Origin of the sequence: Pseudoalteromonas sp. XMcav2-N, assembly GCF_024124545.1 — a bacterium.
GTDB lineage: Bacteria > Pseudomonadota > Gammaproteobacteria > Enterobacterales > Alteromonadaceae > Pseudoalteromonas.
This window is the reverse complement of the sequence record NZ_JAMXSF010000002.1, coordinates 1-25,327: the sequence shown is the minus strand read 5'-3', so window position 1 is coordinate 25,327 and position 25,327 is coordinate 1. Positions and strand designations below refer to the sequence as shown.

The 25,327-nt window shown below is 53.3% G+C and carries 4 protein-coding genes; all 4 read left to right on the top strand.

Annotated features, from left to right (window positions below; all coding sequences use genetic code 11):
• The first annotated feature begins 59 nt into the window (after positions 1 to 59).
• Positions 60 to 6,806, top strand: coding sequence for a non-ribosomal peptide synthetase (locus NH568_RS03045; RefSeq protein WP_253044520.1), 6,747 nt, complete (start codon positions 60 to 62; stop codon positions 6,804 to 6,806).
• Positions 6,803 to 14,248: a non-ribosomal peptide synthetase gene (locus NH568_RS03040; protein WP_253044519.1), complete on the top strand. Its 7,446-nt coding sequence runs from the start codon at positions 6,803 to 6,805 to the stop codon at positions 14,246 to 14,248. Before NH568_RS03045 ends, NH568_RS03040 begins: the two co-directional genes overlap by 4 nt.
• A 111-nt stretch (positions 14,249 to 14,359) precedes the next feature.
• Positions 14,360 to 16,033, top strand: coding sequence for a cyclic peptide export ABC transporter (locus tag NH568_RS03035; RefSeq protein ID WP_253044518.1), 1,674 nt, complete (start codon positions 14,360 to 14,362; stop codon positions 16,031 to 16,033).
• 116 nt (positions 16,034 to 16,149) lie between these two features.
• A partial coding sequence (locus NH568_RS03030; protein WP_253044517.1) for a non-ribosomal peptide synthetase occupies positions 16,150 to 25,327 on the top strand: 9,178 nt, incomplete at its 3' end.

The window sequence follows — 25,327 nt, the reverse complement described above, 5'->3', positions numbered from 1 at the left end:
ACACCTGTTGCGGGCGCAGCGCTTTTGCAGTTAACACAGATATGAGTTAGTCAGTCATTATGGAAAATATCAAACAGCTTCTCGTGCAGCTTGAGCTGGCGGGGATCCGGCTATTTCTGCAGGACGGGGCATTAAAGTCTAAAGCCAAAAAAGGGGCTATAACGCCCGACATTGCTAAGCAGATCAAACAACATAAAAGTGCGATTATTGAGGCGCTGACACACTATGGCGATGCCCCGCAGGTAAACCCGGTGACCCGTCGTGAAGACCTCAGCCATTATCCAATATCGTTTGCACAGCAACGCCTGTATACGCTGGACCAAATCCAGGGTGGCTCCGCCGAGTACCATATGCCGATGGTGTTCAGGCTCAGTGGACAAATAGATGTGACACTGATAGAGCGGGTGTTTCGCGAGATTGTTTCCCGTCATGAGGTGCTCAGAGCTGTATTCCGGCAATCCGCGCAAGGTTTGCAGCAGTCCCTGCTTGACCCGCAAGACTTTACCGTTGAGCAGTCACACCTGACAAGTCAGGACGAGGCACGTGGTATTGAGCGCTTTGTTCATGAGGCCGCAGAGCAGCCTTTCAATCTGGCTGAAGACTTTATGCTGCGCGTGCGCTTTGCGACTCTGCCAGCGGGTGATGCGGGTGTGTTGTTTATCAATATGCACCATATCGCCACCGACGGCTGGTCTATGGATATCCTGCTCCGGGAATTCTTTGCCCTGTTCCATGCCTTTGGTTATGATCAGCCCAATCCACTGCCTGAACTTTCTATTCAGTATGCCGATTATGCACAATGGCAACGTGACTGGCTGCAAGGTGAGGTGCTGGATACCCAGCTCAGTTATTGGCAGCAGCAACTGGCCGAACTGCCCCGAGTTCATGCTCTGGGGCTAGATTACCCCAGACCTGAGGTGAAAACATATCAGGGCGAATTGGTATCACAGGCTTTGAGTGCACAGTTATGTCAGCAGCTGGCAGCCGTTGCCCGTCGCTATGGGTTAACCCCGTTTATGCTGATCCATGGGGCGCTGGCGTTGGTACTGTCTCGCAACAGTAATCACCATGATATTGTCATCGGTACGCCTGTGGCCAACCGCCGTCAGGTAGAACTCGAATCGCTGATCGGCTTTTTCGTCAATACATTAATCCTGAGAGTGAATACTCAGGCGCAATCACTTGGTGACTATCTGGCTCAGCTCCGGCAGGTACACCTGGACGCTCAGTCTCACCAGGATCTGCCGTTTGAAAAGCTCGTTGAAGTGTTGAAAGTACCGCGCAGCACAGCCCATAGCCCGCTGTTCCAGATCATGCTGACCACGAACTCCGAATACGGTGTGCGCGATACGCATGCTGATACCACTGAGCTGGCAGGTCTGTCCATCAGGGCGTTGCAGGGCAATGGCGCAACGACTAAGTTTGATCTGGACATCAATGCATCGGTAAGTGATGACGGCGGCGCAATTGAATGGACCTATGATGTGGCACTGTTCACGCGCGAGCGCATCGAAACCCTGGCGCAGCACCTCAACAACACACTGGCTTTTCTGGCACAGCTCAATGCCGACAGTACGCTGAGCACCGCTGCTATCCCTATGCTGACTGATAACGAGATTGCACAGCTCAGCGCGTTTAACGACAACGCCATTGAGTATCCACAACAGCGCTGTATACACGAGCTGTTTGAAGCACAGGCAGAGCAAACACCTGAACGCATTGCTGTGCAGTGTGGCGATGTTGCTGTGAGTTATGGTGAACTGAATGCCAGAGCCAACCAGCTGGCTCACTATTTGCGGTTTGAGCATCACATTGCACCGGATTGTCCGGTCGGAATATGTCTGGAGCGTGGCGTGGAAATGATCATTGCAATGCTGGCTATCCTCAAGGCCGGTGGCGCTTATGTTCCGCTCGACCCGGCTTATCCTGAGGAGCGTCTGGCTTATTTGATTGAAGACGCCAGTCTGAAAGTGGTCCTGACCCAGCAAACGCTTACCGGTACAGTGTCATTGCCCGGCACGCAGAGGGTAATGCTGGATGACCTGATTGCACAGCCCGGCTGCGCGTTCTCGCATTATTCCACGGCAAATATCGGGCGCTGTGAAAGTGGCGTGACTGAACAGCATCTGGCCTATCTGATCTATACCTCGGGGTCGACGGGCAAACCAAAAGGCGTGATGATCGAACACCGAAACACAGTCGCAATGCTTTACTGGGCCAGGGCTGCTTTTAGCGATCAGGCGCTGCGCCGGGTATTGGCCTCAACGTCACTGAACTTTGACTTGTCGGTGTATGAAATCTTCTTACCTTTGAGCTTTGGGTTCGAAGTGGTGGTGGTTAAAAATGCCCTGGCATTGGCGGATCAGTCGCTGGATATCAGCCTGATCAATACCGTGCCCTCAGCAATGAAGGCGTTGCTGGATGTGGGCGCATTACCCGCAAGCCTGACCATAGTTAATCTGGCCGGTGAACCACTGACAGCGCAACAGGTAAACCAAATTTTTGCAGCCTTGCCCGAGGCTGAGGTGTGTAATCTGTATGGGCCGTCGGAAGATACCACTTACTCAACCTGTGCGCGCTTTTCCACACAGCTAGAGTCGGTGCCGGACATAGGTTATGTCATTGCCAACAGTCAGGCCTATGTGCTGGGTGAAGCGATGGAGCGCTTGCCGATTGGCTGTGTTGGTGAGCTCTATCTGGGTGGTGCCGGTGTTGCCCGTGGTTATCTCAATCGGCCTGAACTGACCGAAGAACGCTTTATTGCCAACCCCTATTACGAGACACACAGCACGGATTGCAGCCCTCGCCTCTATCGCACTGGTGACTTAGTGCGTTATCGGCAGGACGGACGACTGGAGTTTATTGGTCGCAGCGATGACCAGGTGAAAATCCGTGGATTCCGTATTGAGCTGGGTGAGATTGAGCATCGCCTGAACCAACTCGATGATGTTGCATTGTCACAGGTACTGGCGCGCACACTGGCGGATGGTCAGCAACAATTGGTGGCCTATGTCCAGCCTTGTATCACGTGTGAGACAATCCTGGATGAGACGCAACAGGCAGCCTGGATCAGTGATATTAGACTACGTCTGGGACAACAATTACCGGCCCATATGGTACCCGGTCTGTTTGTGGTCATGCCACAGTGGCCGTTGACACCAAACGGCAAAATTGACAAAAAAGCCCTGCCAGCGCCGGATGCGTTACAACAAAGTAGTGCACAATATGTGGCGCCTGAGACTGAGCTCGCTCAATTGCTGGCAAGCCTGTGGGCCGAGCTGCTGGGGCTGGAGCAGGATAAAATCAGTGCCACCGCTAACTTCTTTGAACTGGGTGGCCACTCGTTGCTGATTATGCAGTTACTGGCCAAACTACAGCAGCACAACCTCAGTTGCAGCGCCCAGCAGCTGTTTCAGGCCGTTGATCTGGCGGCTATGGCGGAGGTTATTTGCGAGGCCGGCGACACCTTTGCCATCCCTGAAAATAAAATACCGCCTCAGTGTGATGCCATTACGCCCGACATGCTGACGCTGGCGACGCTTGAGCAATCTGAGATTGATGCCATCGCCGCAGCAACATCCGGCGGGATGCGCAATATTCAGGACATTTACCCATTGGCGCCTCTGCAAGAGGGTGTACTCTTCGTTCATACGCTGAATCCAGAGCATGACCCCTACGTCACTACTGCCAGTTTTGAATTCACATCCGCAGGTAAATTGTCCGGATTTGTGACTCAGCTGAACTGGCTGATCCAACGCCATGATGTGCTACGCACCGCGATTTTCTGGCGTGGTCGTCAGCAGGCGATGCAAGTAGTCATGCGTGAAGCCAGACTACCGGTCACTGAACTGGCGCTCCGTGAGGGCAACATTGAGGCGCAGTTTACTGAGTATGTGGCAAGCGGGCCACATGGGTTTGATCTGGAGTCTGCACCGCTGATCCAGCTGGTGGTCACGCCAGAGGATGAACTGGGGCGGGTATTCGCCATGCTCAAATTCCATCATCTCATCACCGATCATGTGTCATTAGAGATCCTGATGAGTGAACTCGAAGCCGACAATGTGTTGGCACTGCCAGCGCCTCTGCCTTACCGGGAATTTATCGCTCGTTCAATGGCGCAAAGCGCTGAACTGGACACTGAAGCCTTCTTCACTGAACAACTGGGCGACACAGATACACCCACCTTGCCGTTTGATTTGGCTCAGGTCACCGGGGATGGTAATTCGGTAGTTGAATATCACTCGACGCTCGGCGACACTCAGTCTCAGCTGATCCGCACTTTATGTAAACGCCATCAGTGCAGCCCGGCGGCTTTGTTTCACCTTGCCTGGGCGCAAGTACTTAGTGCCTGTTGTGGCCGTGATGAAGTGGTGTTTGGCACTGTGATGTCTGGTCGAATGAATGGTATGGCGGGCATTGAGCGTATGATGGGGATGCTTATCAATACCTTGCCACTGCGCGTGTCATTAGGTCATCAGGCAGCCCATGTTGCACTTAAAGAAGTGAATGATGCCTTGCAGGCGCTGTTACCCTATGAACAGGTATCCCTGGCCGAAGCGCAAAGTTACAGTGGGATAGACGGCAATACGCCGCTGTTCAGTGCCATTGTGAATTATCGCCACTCGGCGACACAGTCGGAACCTGCGGGGGAACAGGATACGTCGCCCGGCGTGGCGCTGCTTAGTACGCGTGAGCGCACCAATTATCCATTCGATTTATCGGTGAATGATCTGGGAGAGGGCAATAGTTTTAGCCTGGACTATCAGATTGAACAAAGCGTCAGTGCAGTACGGATCGCTGAGCTAATGCACACAGCGTTAGACGTGCTGGTGGAGGCACTGAATGAACACAGTGAGCAGCCGGTTGCGACACTGGCGGTACTGAGCGAGCCTGAGCTGACACAACTCAGTCAGAGGCAAAGTGATGAAGCCAGTTATCCTCGCAGTGCCTGTGTCCATGAAGTGTTTGAACTGCATGCCAGAGCTACACCGGACAGTATTGCCTTACAGCTGAATGAGCAGACCCTCAGTTATGGTGAGCTGAATGCCAAAGCCAATCAGCTGGCGCGTTATTTGCGCGAAGCGCATCAGGTTGGTTCCGGAACTTTAGTGGGCCTGTGTATAGGCCGCTCTGTAGAGATGATAGTGGCCAGTTTGGCGATTCTGAAAGCTGGTGGTGCGTACGTACCGCTGGACCCTAACTATCCGCAATCGCGACTGGCCTATATGTTAGAAGATACTCAGCTGAGTGTGATCCTGACCGAGCGAGCGCAACAAGAGACTCTGGCCTTCAGTCAGGTGACAAAACTGATGCTGGATGACGCTGGCACGCCCTGGTCAGCCCTGAGTATAGACAATCTGACCCGGGCAGATGCGCTGACACCGCAATCGCTGGCCTATGTGATTTACACCTCTGGTTCCACGGGCACACCTAAAGGCGTAATGACCCCACACCGTGCCGTCAATCGCCTGGTACATGCGCCTAATTTTATGGCTCTGGATAGCCAAACGGTATTTCTGCAAAGTGCCAACATTGCCTTCGATGCCGCGACGCTGGAGATCTGGGGGCCCTTACTGAATGGCGGGCGCTGTGTGTTGTATCCGGACAGCCTGATCACACTGAATGGGCTGAATCGGGTATTGCGTACTCAGGAGATCACGGCGCTGTGGCTGACCTCGGGGCTGTTTACCGAGTGGAGCAAAGTGTGTAATGAACTGGCAGCTGACACCCTGGCGCTGCAAAACGTGCTGGCCGGTGGGGATGTGCTCAATCCGCAAGCGGTTTCCGCCGTGCAACGGGCACTGCCTGAGGTCACAGTGATCAATGGTTATGGACCAACGGAAAACACCACTTTTACTTGTTGTTACCCGGTACCCCAACACAGCGACCTAAGTTCAGGCGTGCCAATTGGTCGCGCTGTGCAAGGCGATCAGCTGCTGATCTTAACGCCGCATGGCCGTCGGGTACCACAAGGTGTGGTTGGTGAGCTGTGCGTTGGGGGGGATGGTCTGGCACTGGGTTATCTTAATCAGCCAGCGCTAAGCAAAGAGCGCTTTATTCGCAATCCGTATCAGACTCAGGGCAACCAGCCTGAAATCTTGTATCGCACCGGCGATCTGGTGCGCTGCAATACTGACGGACTGATTGAATATGCCGGCCGGGTAGATGATCAAATTAAAATTCGTGGCTTTCGGGTTGAGCTGGGTGAAATTGAACGCCAGCTGGAAGCGCTGGACGATGTTGCCGCGGCTCTGATCACCATTAAAGCGCACACCGGGGGGGATAAACAGCTGGTTGCCTATGTGGAATTAAACTGCAGTGGCAAGCAGGAGGAACAAGGTGCGCATATTCAGGGGCTGGCCCAGGCACTGGCCGCTCAGTTACCTGCCTATATGATCCCCGCAGCCTTTGTACTGGTGCAAGACTGGCCGTTAACACCGAACGGAAAAATCGACAGACATGCTCTGCCCGAAGCGGATTTCAGTCTGATGCAGGCTGAATATGTGGCACCGGCCAGCGAGCTGGAAACGCAGCTGGTTGCACTGTGGTCTGAGTTACTGGACCTGCCCGCTGAGCAGATCAGTACACAGGCCAACTTTTTTGAGCTGGGTGGCCATTCACTGTTGGTCATGAAGTTACTGCAGGCACTTAACCAGCATCTTGAAATTGAACTGCAAATCGCCGACCTGTATCGCTGCGAAAATATTCAGCAAATTGCCGGGTTTATTGAGTCGGTTCAGGCCATTCATGACCAGACGCTGCCAGCGCAGCAAGACAACAATGAATTTGAGGATTTTGAGCTATGAGTGTTGAGTTGCTCTTTCAACAACTACAACAGGCGGGTGTTATTTTTCAGTCTCAGGATGAAAAAATCACCCTCAAGCTACCCAAAGAAATGGACAGTCAGCTGAAACGTCAGCTGGCCGAAAACAAAGACGCACTCAAGGCTTTTTTACACCAGCTTTATGCCCGCAGCCATAAGCGCCCGGCGCTGAAAAAGACGCCGGGTTGCAGCGCGCCTCTCTCTTTTGCACAGCAACGGCTGTGGATGCTCAATGAGCTACACGGCGGCAGTGCGCACTATAATATGCCGCAGATCTATCGTGTCGAAGGTCAGCTGCAGCCTGCATTGGTGGAACAGGCGCTCGCACAAATTGTGCAGCGTCATCAGGTGTTGCGCACTGTGTACCAGTCTCAACAGGGCAAAGCGGTGCAGGTTGTGCGCGATGATGTGGTTTTCTCATTAACCTGTGTGGATCTAAGTGTGCAGGCACCTGATGCAGCGCAACAGGCTTTGGATGCGTTGCTGCAAGAAGATGCTCAGACGCCCTTTGACCTGAGCCAGGATCTGATGATCCGTGCAACCTGGGTGAGCATGAGTCACACGGCTCCGGGCCAGGTGGGGTACTTGTTATTAAATATGCACCATATTGCTTCTGATGGCTGGTCGATGGCGATCCTGAGCCAGGAATTCTTTGCGATTTATGCCAGCCTGGTGCAGGGCAATGCGTGTCCTCTGCCTGCGCTGGCTTTGCAATATAAAGATTATGCGCACTGGCAGCGTGAGTGGCTGAGCGAAGAGGTGCTCGCATCCGGGCTGAAATTCTGGCAGCAGACACTGACCGACTTACCCGCATTGCATAGCCTGCCGCTGAGCTATCCAAGACCCGCACAAAAAGGGTATCTGGGCGCCAGGCATGATGCCTCGCTGGGGGCACCTGTTGCCAAAGCACTTACTCAGCTGGGTGAACAGTATCAGCTCAGCCCGTTTATGCTCATGCATGGTGCGCTGGCACTGACCTTGTCGCGTTTTAGCGGCACCTCAGATGTGGTGATAGGCACCCCGGTTGCAAATCGCAGCGATGCCCAGCTGAAAGACCTGATTGGTTTTTTTGTCAATTCTCTGGTGCTCAGAGTAAGCACAGAGCATGACACGCTGGCAGACTTTTTAGCCCATATTCGCCACGTCAACCAGCAGGCTCAGTCCCACCAGGATGTGCCGTTTGAGCAGATTGTCGAGGCACTGAACATTGAGCGTGATAGTGCTCATACACCTTTATTTCAGATAATTTTGACTACTAACTCTGATTATGGGGTAGCCAGTGAACAGGCGCACAGTGTGGCACTGCCCGAGCTGAGCATGACACCGCTGAGTGGCGATGAACCTATCTGTAAATTTGATCTGGAGATTAACCTGAGTCTGGATGAGCAAGGTGTTCATATTAGCTGGTTATATGACAAAGCCTTATTCAGCCCGGCGCTCATTACACGTTTCAACGCCCAGTTGGTGGCGGTTATCGAAAGGCTGGCAGGTGCTGCGGCGAGTGCCAGTCAGCCAATGTTGAGTGAAATCTCGGCGCTTCATGCAACAGAGCAGGCGCAGCTGGCGGCGCTGATGACCCCCAGTGAGCTGACAGAGGCGGCTCATCAGTCGGTGACAGAGTTGTTCAGCCGCAGCGTCGCACTTGCACCGCAGCATATCGCACTGGAGTGTGGTCAGCGTCAGCTTAGCTATGGTGAACTCGACAGTGCGTCCAGTCGACTTGCCCGTTATCTGATAGCACAAGGTCGCCAGGCGTATATCGGCTTGTTGCTGCCGCGCGGTATCGAGATGATAGTCGCCATGCTGGCTGTGCTCAAAAGTGGCGCGACCTATGTACCGCTGAATCCCGACTATCCGCAGTCACGTATCGACCATATTGTGGCAGACGCTGATCTTAACCTGGTGATCACCTGTGCTGAACATCGCCCGATACTGCAAAACAGCAATATACAGGCGCTGGAGCTGACCCCTGCACTCACAATTGAGGGATGTGATGCGTTTATGCGTTTTGGCTCTGCACAGCTTACTGAGCACTTGCCTGAGCCAGAAAACCCAGCTTATGTGATCTATACATCGGGCTCGACCGGATTACCCAAAGGGGTTGCGGTGCCACACCGGGCCATCAGCCGACTGGTGATGTCGCCCAACTTTATGAGTTTGAACCGGGATACGGTGTTTTTGCAGGCTGCGAATGTGGCGTTTGATGCGGCAACGCTGGAAATTTGGGGGCCGCTGCTCAATGGTGGTTGCTGCGTGATCTATCCGCAAGCTCATATCACGCTGGAGACACTGAATCAGGTGATTGAGGCGCACCGGGTTAATGCTATGTGGTTAACCGCCGGACTGTTTAGTGAGTGGAGCAAGGTAAGCACGCAGGCACAGACACAGCTAAACTCGCTGCGCACTGTGCTGGCCGGTGGTGATGTGTTAGACCCGCAGGCTGTGGCCCGGGTGCAACACGCTTTGCCAACAGTGCAAGTGGTCAACGGTTACGGTCCAACCGAAAACACCACCTTTACCTGTTGTTATCCGGTTCCTGCGGACTTTGATCCCGCAAATGCGGTGCCGATTGGTCGTGCACTACAGGGCGACTGTGTGATGGTGCTCAGCGGCAATGAACTGGTACCGCTGGGGAGTGTGGGTGAGCTGTGTGTCAGCGGACCCGGACTGGCGCTGGGCTATTTAAACCTGGCAGCACTGAGCGCAGAAAAATTCACCGCGAACCCTTTCTATGACGACGCTCAAAGTGATGCCTATCGACGCCTTTATCGTACCGGTGACTTAGTGCGTGTTCAGGCCGATGGCGTCATTGACTATGTGGGCCGTACCGACAACCAGATCAAGATCCGCGGTTTCCGGGTTGAGCTGGGCGAAATCGAGCAACAAATCACGCAGCTGGAGAGCGTGGCCAGTGCGCTGGTGGTGGTAAACGGCGAAGCAAATAAACGTCTGGTTGCTTACATTGAGTTAACCAGGGCAGCCCGGGAGCTCGGGGCCGTGGATAGCACTCAACTGAGCCAGACACTGGCACAGCGGTTACCTGGCTATATGGTCCCGGATACGCTGGTCCTGATTGAGCACTGGCCGTTAACCAGCAACGGAAAAATCGACCGCCGTGCGCTGCCGGAACCCGCACTGACAGAGGTAGATGCAGCATACACGGCCCCCGTCTCTGAGGCGGAACAGGTAGTGGTTGACGTGTGTGGTGAATTGCTTGAACGCGACCCGGCAGAGCTCAGCGCAACGGCTAATTTCTTTGCGCTGGGTGGTCACTCGTTGCTGATGATACAGCTTATTGCTGCACTCAAAGAGCGAGGGTATCAGGTTGATAGTCAGGCCCTGTTTACCAGCAGCACACTGGCGCAGATGGCGGCTCAATTGAGTGAAGATGCAGAACAGGGCTTTGTGGTGCCGCAAAACCGGATCCCTCTCGAGTGTACTGAAATTACGCCTGAACTGCTGGATCTGGTTAGCCTTACGCAGGACGAGATCAATGAGATAACGGCGCAGATTCCGGGTGGTGCTATAAACATTCAGGATATCTATCCTCTGGCGCCGTTGCAGCAGGGGATCCTGGCGATGCATACACTCAGCGATGGCCGCGACCCCTATGTCACAACCATGGCGTTTTCATTCTCTCAGCGAGCGTTATTACAGCTGTTGGAGACGCAGCTCAATGCGCTGATCGCCCGTCATGATGTATTGCGCACCGCGATTTTGTGGCGCGGCCGGACAGAGCCCGTCCAGGTGGTGCTGCGTGAGGCGCAGATTGCGGCGCAATGGCTGCCGGTGAACGTTGGGCAGGAGGTGCAAGCGGTATTCGAAAACTATGTCGCACACGGTGCACACCGCCTTGAGCTGGAATCGGCACCTATGATGCAGTTACAGGCGATGGAGGATAAACAATCCCGGCAAATTTATGTTGTGCTTAAAGTACACCACTTGCTGATTGACCATGTCTCGCTGGATATTCTGATGGCTGAGCTGGCCCGGATAGAAAGCGAAGGCGCAGCCAGTTTACCTGCTGTGACACCCTATCGTCATTTTATCGCTCGTGTACTACACGACCAGCAGCATCACGACGCTCAGCAATACTTTAAAGCGCAACTAGGAGACTTTGACCAGCCAGCCTACCCGTTTGGGCTGAGTGAAGTAAACGGCGATGGTGGTCAAATTGATGAGTTTAAACAGCGCATTCCGGCTGAGCTTGCCAGTAAAGTGAGAGACTATGCCAAAAGCCAGGCAATGAGCCCGGCTGCGTTATTCCACCTGGCCTGGGGGCGGGTAGTGGCCGCCTGTTCGGGTCAGCAGGATGTGGTGTTTGGCACTGTGTTATCGGGGCGAATGCAGGGCGGTCCTGAAATGGCAAACATGCTGGGCATGATGATTAATACCTTGCCTGTGCGTGTCACACTGGACCTGCGCAGTGCACAGGAGGCTTTGCACGATGTGCATGCGGCCTTGCAGTCGCTGCTCCCTCATGAGCAGGCGCCGCTTTCTGAGGCCATGCAGGCTTCGGGCGTTGAGGGCAATATGCCATTGTTCAGTGCGGTACTTAATTATCGTCATTCTCATGATGTGAGCGCGCCCGATGAAGCGGCTGAGCTGAAACTATTGGGCGTCAAAGAGCGTACTAACTACCCGTGCGTGATGTCGGTTGACGATCTGGGCAGCGATTTTTCACTAACGCTGCAAATCGACAACAAGGTGAATGGCCAGCGTATCAATGCATATCTGGTTACCGCGCTGACTCAGTTACTGGATGCGCTGCAAAGCGATTCACTCCAGCCGGTTGCTGCGCTGCCAGTGTTGCCGGATGACGAGCAACATCGTTATCTGGAACAGTGGAATAACACTGAGCAAAGTTATGCGCGTGAGGCCTGTGTGCATCAGCTGTTTGAACAACAGGTCGCAGCGACCCCCGGGAATATTGCACTACGCTTCGAGGCGCAGACCCTCACCTATACCGCGCTGAACAGTAAGGCCAATCAGCTGGCACACTATTTACGCAACACTCATAACATTGGCCCGGATTCACTGGTTGGACTGTGTGTTGAACGCTCTTTCGAAATGGTGATTGGCATCTGGGGCATTCTTAAAGCCGGTGGTGCTTATGTGCCGCTGGACCCTGAATTACCCGCTGCGCGACTTAATTATCTGGTTGAGAATGCCAGTGCCGATGTGGTGCTCAGCACCCGCGCTGTGGCTAATCGCGTTGAACTGGGCGAAGCAACGGTAGTGGCGCTGGATGAGTTTGATTATGACGCCCATGACGAGCGAAATATTGCCGTCGATGAAATCGGCCTGACGTCGCAGCATCTGGCTTATATGATTTATACCTCAGGCTCAACGGGCAAACCCAAAGGTGTACTGCTTGAGCATCAGGCGCTGCATAACCGTATCGACTGGATGGACAAAGAATATGGTTGTGATACGTCAGATAAAATTCTGCAAAAAACCCCTTACAGTTTTGATGTATCAGTGTGGGAGTTCGTCTGGCCTATGCTTAAAGGTGCCGAGCTGGTGATTGCCAAGCCCGGTGGACACAAAGATCCTGGCTATCTGAGTGAGTTAGTTGTGGCCACCGGCGTCACTAAGCTGCACTTTGTGCCCTCTATGCTGGGTGTGATGCTGGAACAGGGCGACCTGGGCCGCTGCACCTCAATAAAACAGGTGTTCTGTAGTGGTGAGGCATTACAGATAAGTCATGTCGAACAGTTTAAGGCCGGCTTACCAACTGCGCAGTTACATAACCTGTATGGTCCGACGGAAGCCGCCATCGACGTGAGTTACTGGGATTGTGCACAACCGTATGGCAACAGTGTGCCGATAGGTAAGCCCATTCAGAATATTCAGCTCCTGATCCTCGATGAAGCACTGAACCTGCTACCGCAAGGGGCGTGCGGTGAGTTACACATTGGCGGTGAAGGCCTGGCCCGCGGCTATCTGAATCGCCCGGAGCTGACTGACGAGCGCTTTATCGCCAACCCGTTTTTCGATGCCTGTGCAGCAAACAGCAGCCAGCGGTTGTACAAAACCGGCGACCTGGTGCGTTATCGCGAGGACGGCAACATTGAGTATATGGGCCGGCTGGATCATCAGGTGAAGATCCGCGGTTTGCGTATTGAGCTGGGCGAAATTGAGTTTTATATCGGTGAGCACAGCGACGTAGACTCGGCGCTGGTGATGGCCTTAACGGATGAGCATGGTAGTCAGCGTCTGGTGGCTTATGTGAAACCGCTGGGTGAATACGATGAACAGGCACTGACGACTGCCATCAGAGCACAGCTTAGCGAGGCACTGGCCGAATACATGGTGCCGGATAGTTTTATCTATGTCAGTCAGTGGCCACAGACGCCAAACGGTAAAATTGACCGCAAGGCGCTGCCTGCGCCTGAGTTGTCCGCACTGGCAGGCGGTTACGAGGCACCGAAAGGGGATACTGAAGTGATGCTCGCGCAGGTGTGGGCCGATGTGCTTAAACTGCCCGCCGATCAGATCAGCCGTGACGCCAACTTCTTTGCACTGGGTGGCCACTCGTTGTTGGTAATGAAGCTGGTGCAGAATATTGATCAGGTTTTCAAAACCCACGGGATTGCTATCAACAAAGTGGTTGAGCGACCCACACTCAGCGCCATGGCCGAGTGCATTGCTCACCATAATGACCAGCAATGGCAGGCAATTCGCCCCGTGTTGTCACTGGATTTTGACCCGACAGTAACGATTTATCTGGCGCCCGGTGCAGGCATGACCAGCGGCGGCTACATGGATCTGGCACGGGCGTTACCTCAGGTGCAGATCATGAGCCTGGAGCCTGTGGGCATGAGCGAGCAGGACCCGGTTATCGACAGCTGGGATGAACTTATCAGTTGCTATGCAGATGCCATTGTCAGTGAGCGCAATGCGCGTGGCGCAGAGGCAGAACCGGCTGTACTGATGGGCCATAGTTCAGGGGGAGCCGTAGCATTTGCAACTGCACTGAAACTGGAGTCATTAGGATGTAAAACACAGCTGCTACTGTGCGAGTGTTTAGTGGCAACCGATGATGAAGCCCAGTTCGAGATCAGCGATGCTGAAAAGCAGGAATTGATGCTGTCCTATGCCAAAGCGCTTAAACCTGAAGACAGCGAAGAGCAGTTGTTGTCCTGGCTCAGCCTGGGTATGACTCAGCGCCTGTTCAATGTGTATTTCCAGCAGGTGGACTGGTCAAGACGCTATCAGCCCGAAGCCAGCCTCAATGGTGCGCTAAGCATGATAGTGACTCCTGAGCTGGGAGAAGCATACTGGCAGCAAAAACAGACCCAGTTGCAGGCATATGTCAGCACAGAGGTAGAGACCATCCACACAGAAGGCAAGCATGTCACTATGGTGAAAAGTCCTTATGTCAGTGGCCTGGCAGACAAACTCATGGCGCTACTGGCCTGAGTAGACAAAGAGTAAAACGGGTTATCTGACCCAAGCATGCAGGCTGGGGCAAAGTAGTTTCAGCCTGCCTAATACCTATTTTAGAATTAGTAACCATTACAAGGCTGTTTTATGTTATATCGGCTAGTTTTATCTCATAAGAAACTACTCATACTTGCCACGCTTTTGAGCGTTGTCAGTGCGCTTTCAGGCATCGGCATCATCTCACTGGTCAATGCTGAGATAGAAAATGTGTCTAACCCGGACTCTGATGTGCTCAAAGCACTGGGCATTTTTTTCGTCGCACTGGCGGGGTTTCTAACCTTTAGTGTGATTTCTCAGTACATTCTCACTAAGTTATCCGTTCAGATCATGGTAAGTATTCGCGAGAATCTGGTTCAGCGAGTTTTGTCGACCAGTTATGAGCAGATTGAGCGCGTGGGTGGGCATCGGATTTTTGCTACTTTGACCAAAGACATTGAGTCACTCACCGCAACCCTGAGTGCCGTACCGCATGTGGCCTATAACCTGGCTACCGTGTTGCTGTGTTTTGCTTATATGAGCTATCAGTCCTGGCAGCTGTTTTTGTTTGTCGGTGGCGTGTTGTTGCTAGCTATGCTGGTCGCTCAGCTGCTTATGAGCCTGGGCATTCAGCGCTTTCAGGCTGTGCGGGAACTGGATGACAGCCTGTTTAAGAACTTTCGTGCCCTGATTGACGGTGGTAAAGAACTGAATATTAACTTCAACCGTAAGCGTTTTTTTTACAAAAAGGTGGTGACGCCAAATATTCAGGAAATTAAAAAGTCGACAATTTCAGCGCACATTATATTTATCATTCTGAGCAACTGGACCAATCTGATCTTGTTCCTGGCGCTGGGGTCTGTGGTTTTTATGTCACAGCTGTTTTTGAGCGGCATAGCCACTGAGGTGGTGGTGAGCTTTGTGCTGACGCTGGTTTATGTGATTGGTCCACTGACGGTGTTGATCAACACCTACTCTGTGGTTGCTGAGGGCATAGTGTCGAGCCAGAAAATAGAAAAGCTGCAACTATCGGAAGAGATTTTGACTGATCAGCTGGACAACACACTGCACCCTGAGCATAACTGGCACACTCTGGACATCGAGGCCATCGAATATGAATACCGTCGTGATGACAGCGACGACTACCACTTCTCCATCGGGCCTATCAGTACGCAAATCCAGCGTGGCGAAATCGTTTTCCTGATTGGCGGCAATGGCTGTGGTAAATCTACCTTCGCCAAAGTGTTATGTGGTTTGTATACCCCAACTCGCGGCAGTATCCGCCTTGATGGTCGGGATGCCGCGCATGCAATGGATTGGTACCGTTGCCACTTTAGCACCATCTTTTCTGACTTCTACCTGTTTGAGCAAGTGATCGATGCCAACGGCATGCTGGCCGATGACAACAAAATTCGTCAGTATCTGAGCAAGCTGAAGCTGGATCAGAAAGTCACGGTAGAAAAAGGCATTTTATCGACCACTGAGCTTTCTCAGGGTCAGAAGAAACGTCTGGGCTTATTGCTGTCGTACATGGAAGACACACCGCTTTATATTTTTGATGAATGGGCAGCCGATCAGGACCCGTATTTCAGAAACTTCTTTTATCGCGAACTCTTACCTGAGCTTAAGTCTTTGGGTAAGACCGTATTCGTGATCAGTCACGACGAACATTACTTCTCACTGTCTGACCGTATTCTCAAATTTGAGGCTGGTCAGATGGAAGACGTAACCACGTCATTTTCATCTGCAGAACCTGTTGCTGAACAGCCTGTAGCGCTGGCCTGAAAGCCAGATCGCGGGCTTTTGGCCCGCTACGTTTTGTGCCTTACGGTGATGCCTTAAGGCCAGAGTATTATCAAGGTCTCCGCGTATCGGGGCCAGCGAGTATGGATAGACCAAGAATGAATAATAGACGTTACCCCCTGACATCATCTCAGCAACCAGTCTGGATGGAGCAAGTATTCAAGAGTGAATCCCCACTGTACAACGTTGGGGGTCGGTTTGTATTAACAGGGGCACTGGACCCGATACGCTTTAAGCATGCACTGGATCACGTCGTGGCGCACACAGATGCTTATCGTATCAATCTGGTACTGGAAGACACCCAACCCTGGCAAATCATCAATGATGATCTGGAACTGGACTGGAAGTGTATTGACCTCAGTGGCTATACGGATGCGCATCAGCGTGCAGCAGACTATTGCCAGACTCAGATGTCTACCCCCTTTGATATTTATGGCCCTTGTTTATGGCGTATCCACTGGTTAAAAATCTCCGAGCAGGAGAGTGCCATGTGTATGGTGTTCCACCACCTGATAGTGGATGGTATCGCGGGCAGTCTGTTCCTTGAGTACCTCAGTGAAACGTATCTGGCGATGGATGCTCAGGGGCATTTCATTAAAGAAGTGCCAGAACGCCCGTCGTACAGCGAGTTTATTGAAAAAGACCAGGCCTATCGGCAGAGTAGCCGGTTCGAAAAAGACCGGGCTTTCTGGCAGGAAAAGTTTAAGGCCTTACCCGATCCGCTGCTGCTGAAGAAAACCAATCAGTTTGATGACCAGCCATTTGCCCGTCGCGAATACGAATTTACCCAGCAGCAGTACAATCATATCGGCGCGGTTGCCGCGCGTTATGGCTGCTCGGCAACACACTTTTTCACCACCCTGGTCGCGGTGTATTTTTCGCAGATGAATGATAAGCGTGATCTGGTCCACATCGGGATGCCCGTCCACAACCGCAGCTCGGCTAAATTACGTCAGACGATAGGTATGATGGCGTCGGTGATCCCCGTTGGCGTGGCCTTTTCTCGTACCGATAGCTTTGCTGACACCTTTAAAGCCGTGGCCGCCGAGCTCAAACGCAGCTACAAATATCAAAAGTACCCGCTGCATGAAATGATCCGCGACCTTCGGCCGATGAATGAGGGTGAGGGTCAGTTGTTCGATATTCAGCTGTCAGTGGAAGATCACCCTTCCGATACCCAGTTTGGCGAAGTGTCCAGTTACAAGGCGGTACTGAACAGTGGCTTTAGCTCATACCCTTTGTCTATTTATGTGCGCAGCCATGATAATATTAATAACGTCCATGTTGAGTTTAACTTTGACCGAAACTTCTTCAACGAGGATGAGATTGATGGCCATGTCAGTCGGCTGACGACCATGATTGCCGATGTGGTAACCAACCCAACCATGCTGATTGGCGATTACACGTTAGCCACTGAACAGGAAGTTGAACAGCAGCTGTTCGACTGGAATGGCAATCAGGTTGACTATGCCTCTCAGTTAACGATACAGCAAGTGTTTGAGCAGCAAGTTGCTGCCACGCCTAAACACTGCGCCCTGGTGTTTGGTGAGGCGTCCCTGAGCTACCAGGCACTGAATGAACGGGCCAATCAGCTGGCTCACTATTTAGCGCAACAAGGGGTTATGCCGGGCAGCTATGTTGGCGTGTGTATCAACCGCTCTATCGAAATGATGATAGCCATCCTGGCGACTCTAAAAGCGGGTGGTGTTTACGTGCCCCTGGATCCCAATTACCCGGTGGAGCGCCTTGCTTACATGATGGAAGACTCCGCAGTCAGTGTGATCCTGACCAATGAGCGGTGTCGTGAGTCGCTGGCATTTGCCGCTGACAAAGTGATTTCGCTGGACACCCAGACTGGACAATGGGCTCAGTGTGGCCTGGACAACCTCAGCACAGAGATACAGCAGCATAGCGATGAGCTGGCATACCTGATTTATACGTCGGGGTCGACGGGCAAACCCAAAGGGGTGATGTGTACCCACCGTGGTATTGTCAATCTGGCGCAGAATCAGCAAGCCCGTTTTGCCATCAAGCCACAAAGCCGGGTATTACACTACGCGTCAATCAGCTTTGATGCGGGCACCTGGGACTGGGTCATGGCGCTGCTCAACGGCGCTACCTTAGTGATCAGCAGTGATGAGGCACGTCTTGAACCGGCCAAAGTGGCCGATTTATTTGTCCAGCAGCAGATCACCCATGTGACCTTGCCACCGGCGTTTTTGGCGACCATGGAATATCGGGAAGACTATGCCCTGCAATGTCTGATTGTGGCGGGTGAAGCCTGCGAGCAAGAGCTGATGGACTTATGGTCTGCACGTTATGGTTTTTATAATGCCTACGGTCCGTCTGAGGCATCGGTGTGTGCCACTGTGTGTCAATTGATGCCGGGTAATGCGGTTCGCATCGGTAAGGCGCTCGATAATGTGTCTTTGTTTGTCCTGGATGAATATCAAAAAATGCTGCCGGTTGGCTCAATTGGTGAGCTGTATATCGGTGGTGCCGGATTGGCGCAAGGCTATCTGAATCGCCCTGAATTAAGCGAAGAGAAGTTTGTCGCTAATCCCTTTTATCAGCAAAACCCGCAGACCGGAGCGCGTCTGTATCGCAGTGGCGATCTGGTTCGTTATTTGCCGGATGGTGAGCTGGAGTTTGTCGGGCGTGCTGACGATCAGGTTAAAGTGCGCGGGTTCCGCGTCGAGCTGGGAGAAATTGAGCACGGCCTGAATAAACTCTCGGCCGTGCACTCATGTGTGGTGCTGGCAAAGCGCCAGGGTGGCACCAATCAGTTACTGGCCTGTGTGATCCCGGAGCAGCCGGTGGCAGAGTCGGAGCAGGCTGAGTTTGTCTTTGCTCTGCAACGAGAGCTAGAGCAGGGGCTGCCAGCACACATGGTGCCGGGGCATTTTACATTGCTGACTCAGTGGCCACTGACCCCGAACGGTAAAATTGATAAGAAAGCTCTGTTGGCGTGTACAACCATTGCGTTGCAGGGGGAATATCTTGCACCACAAACGAATACCGAAATTACGTTGGCGGCCTTATGGTCTGAGTTACTCAAAGTCGATGATGTAAGCGCGACCGCCAACTTCTTCCAGCTGGGCGGCCATTCCCTGTTGCTGATGCAACTGGCCAGTCAGCTGCAAAGCCTGGACTGGCAAGCGCGGGTTCACGATCTGTTTGCTACCGCGTCGTTACGGGAAATGGCAGAACTGCTGGACAGGCAGGGTAAAGATGGCAGCACGTTTGAAGTGCCGGAAAATGGCATCCCGGCTGATTGTGGCTATGTGACGCCTGAGATGCTGGATCTGGTTGAGTTGAGCCAGCATGAAATCGATGAGATTGCCGCAAAAATACCCGGTGCACACCGCAATATTGCAGACATATATCCGCTGGCACCCCTTCAGGAAGGCGTGTTATTTGTGCATACCTTAAACACCCAGGCTGACCCGTATGTTACCACAGCGGCGTTTGAGTTTGCCGGATCTGAACAGCTTGCGAACTTCCAGCAGGCGCTGCAACGTATGCTGACAACCCACGATGTGCTGCGCACAGCGGTGATGTGGCGCGAGCGCGAAACAGCTGTGCAGGTGGTGATGCGCGAAGCAAAGCTGAGCGTGTCGCATCTGGTGTTTGATACTGAGCAACCGATCAAAGCCGCATTTGAAGCCTATGTGACAGAGCATCAGCACACTCTGGACCTTGAACTGGCACCACTTATCAAGTTGGCTGTTACAGAAGCCTGTGACGAGGGCAAGCACTACGCATTATTGACTTTCCATCACCTCACAACGGATCACGTTTCACTGGATATCCTGGTATCCCAGTTACAACAGCTATGTGATGAACCCGACTCGGCATTGCCCACGCCCTTGCCTTATCGTGCCTTTATCGCGCATACGCTTGAACACAATCGAGGGCTTGAGGTAGCCGAATTCTTCTCGGCGCAATTGGGCGATATAGAAACCCCCACACTGCCTTTTGGTCTGAGTGAGGTGACAGGCAGTGGTGAGACTATCGTTGATCACCATGACACATTACCGATTGAGTTGAGTGACGCAATCCGCACCCTGGCACGGCGTGAAAGACTGAGTCCGGCAGCCCTGTTTCATCTGGCCTGGGCGCAGGTGATAGCCGCCTGTTGTGGGTCGCAGGAGGTGGTATTTGGCAGTGTGATGTCTGGCCGGATGAATGGCATGGCGGGCATTGAGACCATGATGGGAATGATGATCAACACCCTGCCATTGCGTGTTTCACTGGATGAGGCTCCTGTGCTGACTCAGCTTAAGCGGGTCGATCAGAGCCTCAAAGCCTTGTTGCCTTACGAGCAGGTATCGCTGGCCGAAGCACAAAAATACAGTGGCCTGGCCAGCGGCGCAACCCTGTTCAGTGCCATGCTGAACTACCGACATTCTGCTGCGCAGGACGATATAACTGCGCTGCACGACAGCAATGCTGCCTGGACTTTACTGAGCGCCAAAGAGCGCACCAATTATCCGTTTGGCGTGTCGGTAAATGATTTAGGGCAAGGCTTCTCGCTGGAGTACCAGATTGACCAACAGGTTGATGCAAAGCAGATAGCGGCTTATCTGACCAATGCGCTGACAAATCTGGTGACAGCATTAGAAGACACACCGGAGCAAACCGCTGCTTACAGCGTACTGCCCGAGCAGGCACAGCAACATCAGCTGGTGCAGTGGCAGGCGGATGTGCCCTGGTATCGCAGTGATATGCAGATCCAACAGGTGTTTGAAGCGCAAGCCGCAAAAACGCCGGATGCCATTGCACTGCAACTCAATGAGCAGACACTCAGTTATGGCGAGCTCAACGCGCAGGCTAACCAGCTGGCACATTACTTACGTGAGCAACATAACGTGACTAATGGCACTTTAGTGGGCCTGTGCATTGGCCGCTCCATTCAATTGGTGGTAGCCACATTGGCGATTGTGAAAGCCGGCGGTGCCTATTTACCGCTGGAGCCCAATTACCCTCAGTCCCGGCTTGAGTATATGCTGGCTGACAGCGGTGCGCAGGTGATATTGACTGAACAAGCGCTGTGCGAACGGCTCTCGTTCAGTGGTGCTGAGTTAGTGTCTGTGGATAGCCACAACAGCCGGTTTGCTAAGTACGGTACGGATAATCCGCTCTGCAATGACGCGCAGTCACCGCAGTCTCTGGCGTATGTGATTTATACTTCGGGCTCAACCGGCAACCCCAAGGGCGTTATGACGCCACATCGTGCGGTGGTACGTCTGGTAGATAATCCTGACTTTATTAAGTTGGGGAGTGACACGGCGTTTTTGCAATGTGCCAATATCGCCTTTGATGCAGCAACCATAGAGATTTGGGGACCCTTACTCAACGGTGGTCGTTGTGTGCTGTTCCCGGAGGAGTTTTTAACTGTGTCTCGTCTGGATGAGGTGATTGGTGAACAACAGATCACGGATATGTTCCTGACGACCGGCCTCTTTGATGAGTGGAGCCGAACTGGCGTCACTCAGACTTCATTACGTTGTGTCTTGTCCGGTGGTGAAGCCGCGCGTTTGAACAGCTGGGAAAAAGCCCTGGCCAGTAACCCGAATTGTCGGTTTATTCATGTATATGGACCCACAGAAAACACCACTTTCTCAACCTGGTATGCGGTGAACAACGATGATATTGCTCGTGGTGTGCTGCCGATTGGACGCGGGATTTGTGGTGACCGTTGTTATGTCTTATCTGCACAGCAGCAACTGCTGCCGGTGGGCGCCGTGGGCGAACTCTATCTCGGTGGCGACGGGCTGGCGCTGGGTTATCTCAACCTGGCTGAGCTCAGTGCTGAACGTTTTATTGATAATCCCTTTGCCGGGCGTGAAGGACATCCGCAGCGCTTATATCGCTCCGGCGACCTGGTACGCTACGACGAGCAGGGCCAGATTGTGTACGTTGGCCGGGTAGACGACCAGATTAAGATCCGCGGCTTTCGCGTCGAGTTAGGCGAAATCGAACACACACTCAATGCATTGGAGCAGGTTGAGCAGGCCTTAGTGATTGCTCGTAAAGACCTCAGCAATAATGCCATGATAGTGGCCTATGTGGAGCCTGCAACTCAGGTGCCTGAGGGCCAGACATTGGGTCACTGGTTAAGTGAGGCACTGGGCGATAGTTTACCGGCCTACATGGTTCCGGGAGCGTTTGTAGCTATGGCGCAATGGCCACTCAATGCCAATGGTAAAATTGATAAACGCGCGCTGCCAGAACCAGATATGGCTTCAGGGCAGGGCCAGTACGAAGCGCCTGAAACGGACACGGAAATTTTGCTCAGTGACATCTGGTCGCAGCTGCTCGGTATTGAAGCGAGCAACATCAGTCGCACGGCAAACTTCTTTGAACTGGGCGGACATTCACTGCTGGTGATGAAGATCCATGCCCGGCTTAAACAGGCCGGGTTTACGGCAGAAGCCGCAGCTATCTTTAAGGCCCAGACACTGGCTGAAATGGCCTCCACTGTGACTAAGCTGGAAGAAGAGCTGAGCTGGCAAGTGCCCGCGAATGGGATAACGGCTGATACCACGGTTATTACGCCACAGATGCTACCATTGATTGCGCTGACCCAAAGCGAGATTGATTCAGTCTGTGCGCAGATCCCCGGCGGTGTGCAAAACATTCAGGATATCTATCCGCTGGCACCACTGCAGGAAGGCATTTTGTTTGCGCATTCTTTGCAGCAAGAGTTTGACCCCTATGTGATTTCTGCAGCACTGACCTTTGCGGATGACACCAAGTTTGAGCGCTTTGTTACGGCGCTGGAGCAGGTGGTTGCCCGCCATGATATCTTGCGCAGTGTAATCCTCTGGCGCGGTCGCGACAAAGCGGTTCAGGTGGTACAGCGCGAGGTAGGCAGTCTGGTTGAGTGGCTGGACTTTGGTGCCGAGCAAGATGTGCTGGTGGCTTTTAATGACTTTGTTGAACACGGCAATCATAAAATTGATGTCGAGCAGGCACCTTTGGTACGCATGCAGGTTGTTCGGGACGAGGCCAGTGGCAAAGTCCATGCTTTGTTTAAGCATCATCACCTGATCACCGACCATGTGTCGGTTGAATTGATTCTGGAAGAACTCGCCATGTGTGTGGCGGGTGAGCAGGAAAGCTTGCCACCTCAGGTGCCGTATCGCGAGTTCGTTGCCAAATCACAACACATTGCTAAAACCCTCGACAGCGCGGCATTTTTCTCGGCCCGTCTGGGTGATGTTGATATGCCAACCTTACCTTTTGGTCTGGCCGATACGCTGGGAGACGGGTCTAATTCGCAGGAGCTTAGCTATGCGCTGGCACCTGAACAGGGTGAGCGTATTCGTCAGTTGTCGCGCCAATTACAAATGGGCCCGGCAGTACTGTTCCATGCCGCCTGGGCACAGGTGCTGAGCCACTGTTGTAATATGCAGGATGTGGTGTTTGGTACTGTATTGTCAGGACGTATGAGCGGTGAAGCGGGCGTGGAGCGTATGCTGGGCATGCTGATCAATACCTTGCCGGTGCGTGTTCAGCTGGCGGGTGTGGATGCCAGAACTCTGCTGACTCAGGTGCACGAGCAGCTGCAGGGGTTGATCCCCTATGAGCAGGTGGCACTTGCCGAGGCGCAGCGTCACTCTCAGGTGGATGCCAGTTCGCCGCTGTTCAGTACCACGCTGAATTTCCGTCACTCTGAAAACCTTGACGAGCAACAAAGCAGCCTGTACGACATTGCAGCAGTGCGTGAGCGCAGTAACTATCCGCTGGATCTGTCGGTCAATGATTTTGGTGATGCGTTCACCCTCGATTTCCAGGCTGATACGCGTGTGCCGCTGGCGCTGGTGGCAGATCTGATGAATACCGCCATCGACAACTTATTACACCATGTCATGCGCGAATCCGAAGAATCACCGGCTCAGTGGACAGCCTATTCTGCCGAGCAGCGCCAGGCATTACTGAGCGCACAGCAAGGGCCGATTGTGACCTTACCACAAGCTTCGGTAAATCAGCTGTTTGAGCAGCAGGCCGCGAAAACCATGGACAGAGTGGCCGTCAGCTATGACGATGACATCCTGACCTACCATTTACTCAACGAACGCGCCAACCAGCTGGCGCACTATTTACGCGCTGAACATCAGGTGGGCCCGGATACTTTGGTTGGCCTGTGTGTGGGTCGCTCGCTGGAAATGATGGTGGCCGTGCTGGGCATTCTAAAAGCCGGCGGCGCCTATGTGCCGCTGGACCCGGATTATCCGCAGGAGCGTCTGGCGTATATGGTCGAAGACACCGGTCTGTCTGTAGTGCTGACCCAGCAAAAAGTGGCTGCCATGCTGAGCAATTTTAACGTCACACCAGTGCTGCTGGATGATGCCAGCCAGTTCGCAGGCTACCCAATCAGCAACCCGGATGTGGCGCTGAGCCCGGAAAATCTGGCCTATGTGATGTACACCTCGGGCTCGACCGGTAATCCCAAGGGCGTGATGATCAGTCATCACAACCTCATCAATTTTGCCGCTAACTGCGAGCAACGCTACGAAATCACCGAAGCCGACAACGTGTTGCAGTTCTCTACCATGAACTTCGATATTTTCGTCGAAGAATGGCTGGCAACGTTAACTCAGGGCGCCACTTTGGTGCTGCGCGACGACGATGTGTCGCTGAGCCGCGAGGCCTTTATTACCTTCTGTGACAGCCATGCCATCAGCGTAGCCAGTTTGCCAACGGCGTTCTGGCATATGCTGGCGCTGAGCGAAACAGAGCTTGAAGCGCTGGCACTGCGGCTGGTGATTGTCGGCGGTGAAGCGCTGGATAAACAATCGGTGGCCTCGCTTAAACCGGGTTTTGTGTTGCTCAATACCTATGGTCCGACTGAGACCACAGTCACCGCATCGGGCTATGCCATCAGCGGCGGGTACGATGACCCGCGTGCGGTGCCCATTGGCCGCGCCAACGTCAATACTGCGACGCTGGTGCTCAGCGAGCAGCTGACATTATGCCCGCCGGGTGTGGTGGGTGAGCTGTATGTCAGTGGTCAGTGTCTGGCCAGTGGTTATCTGCATCAGAGTGAACTCACCGCCGAGCGCTTTATTGACAACCCGTATTTTGACCCGGCCAATCCTGCGCTGAGCGCCCGTTTATACAAAACCGGCGACTTAGTGCGCATGGGCGCAGACGGCGAAATTGAGTTTGTCGGACGCAGCGACGATCAGGTCAAGATCCGCGGTTTCCGGGTCGAACTGGGTGAGATTGAAACTCAGCTGATGAGCCATGAGCTGGTCGAGTCGGCGG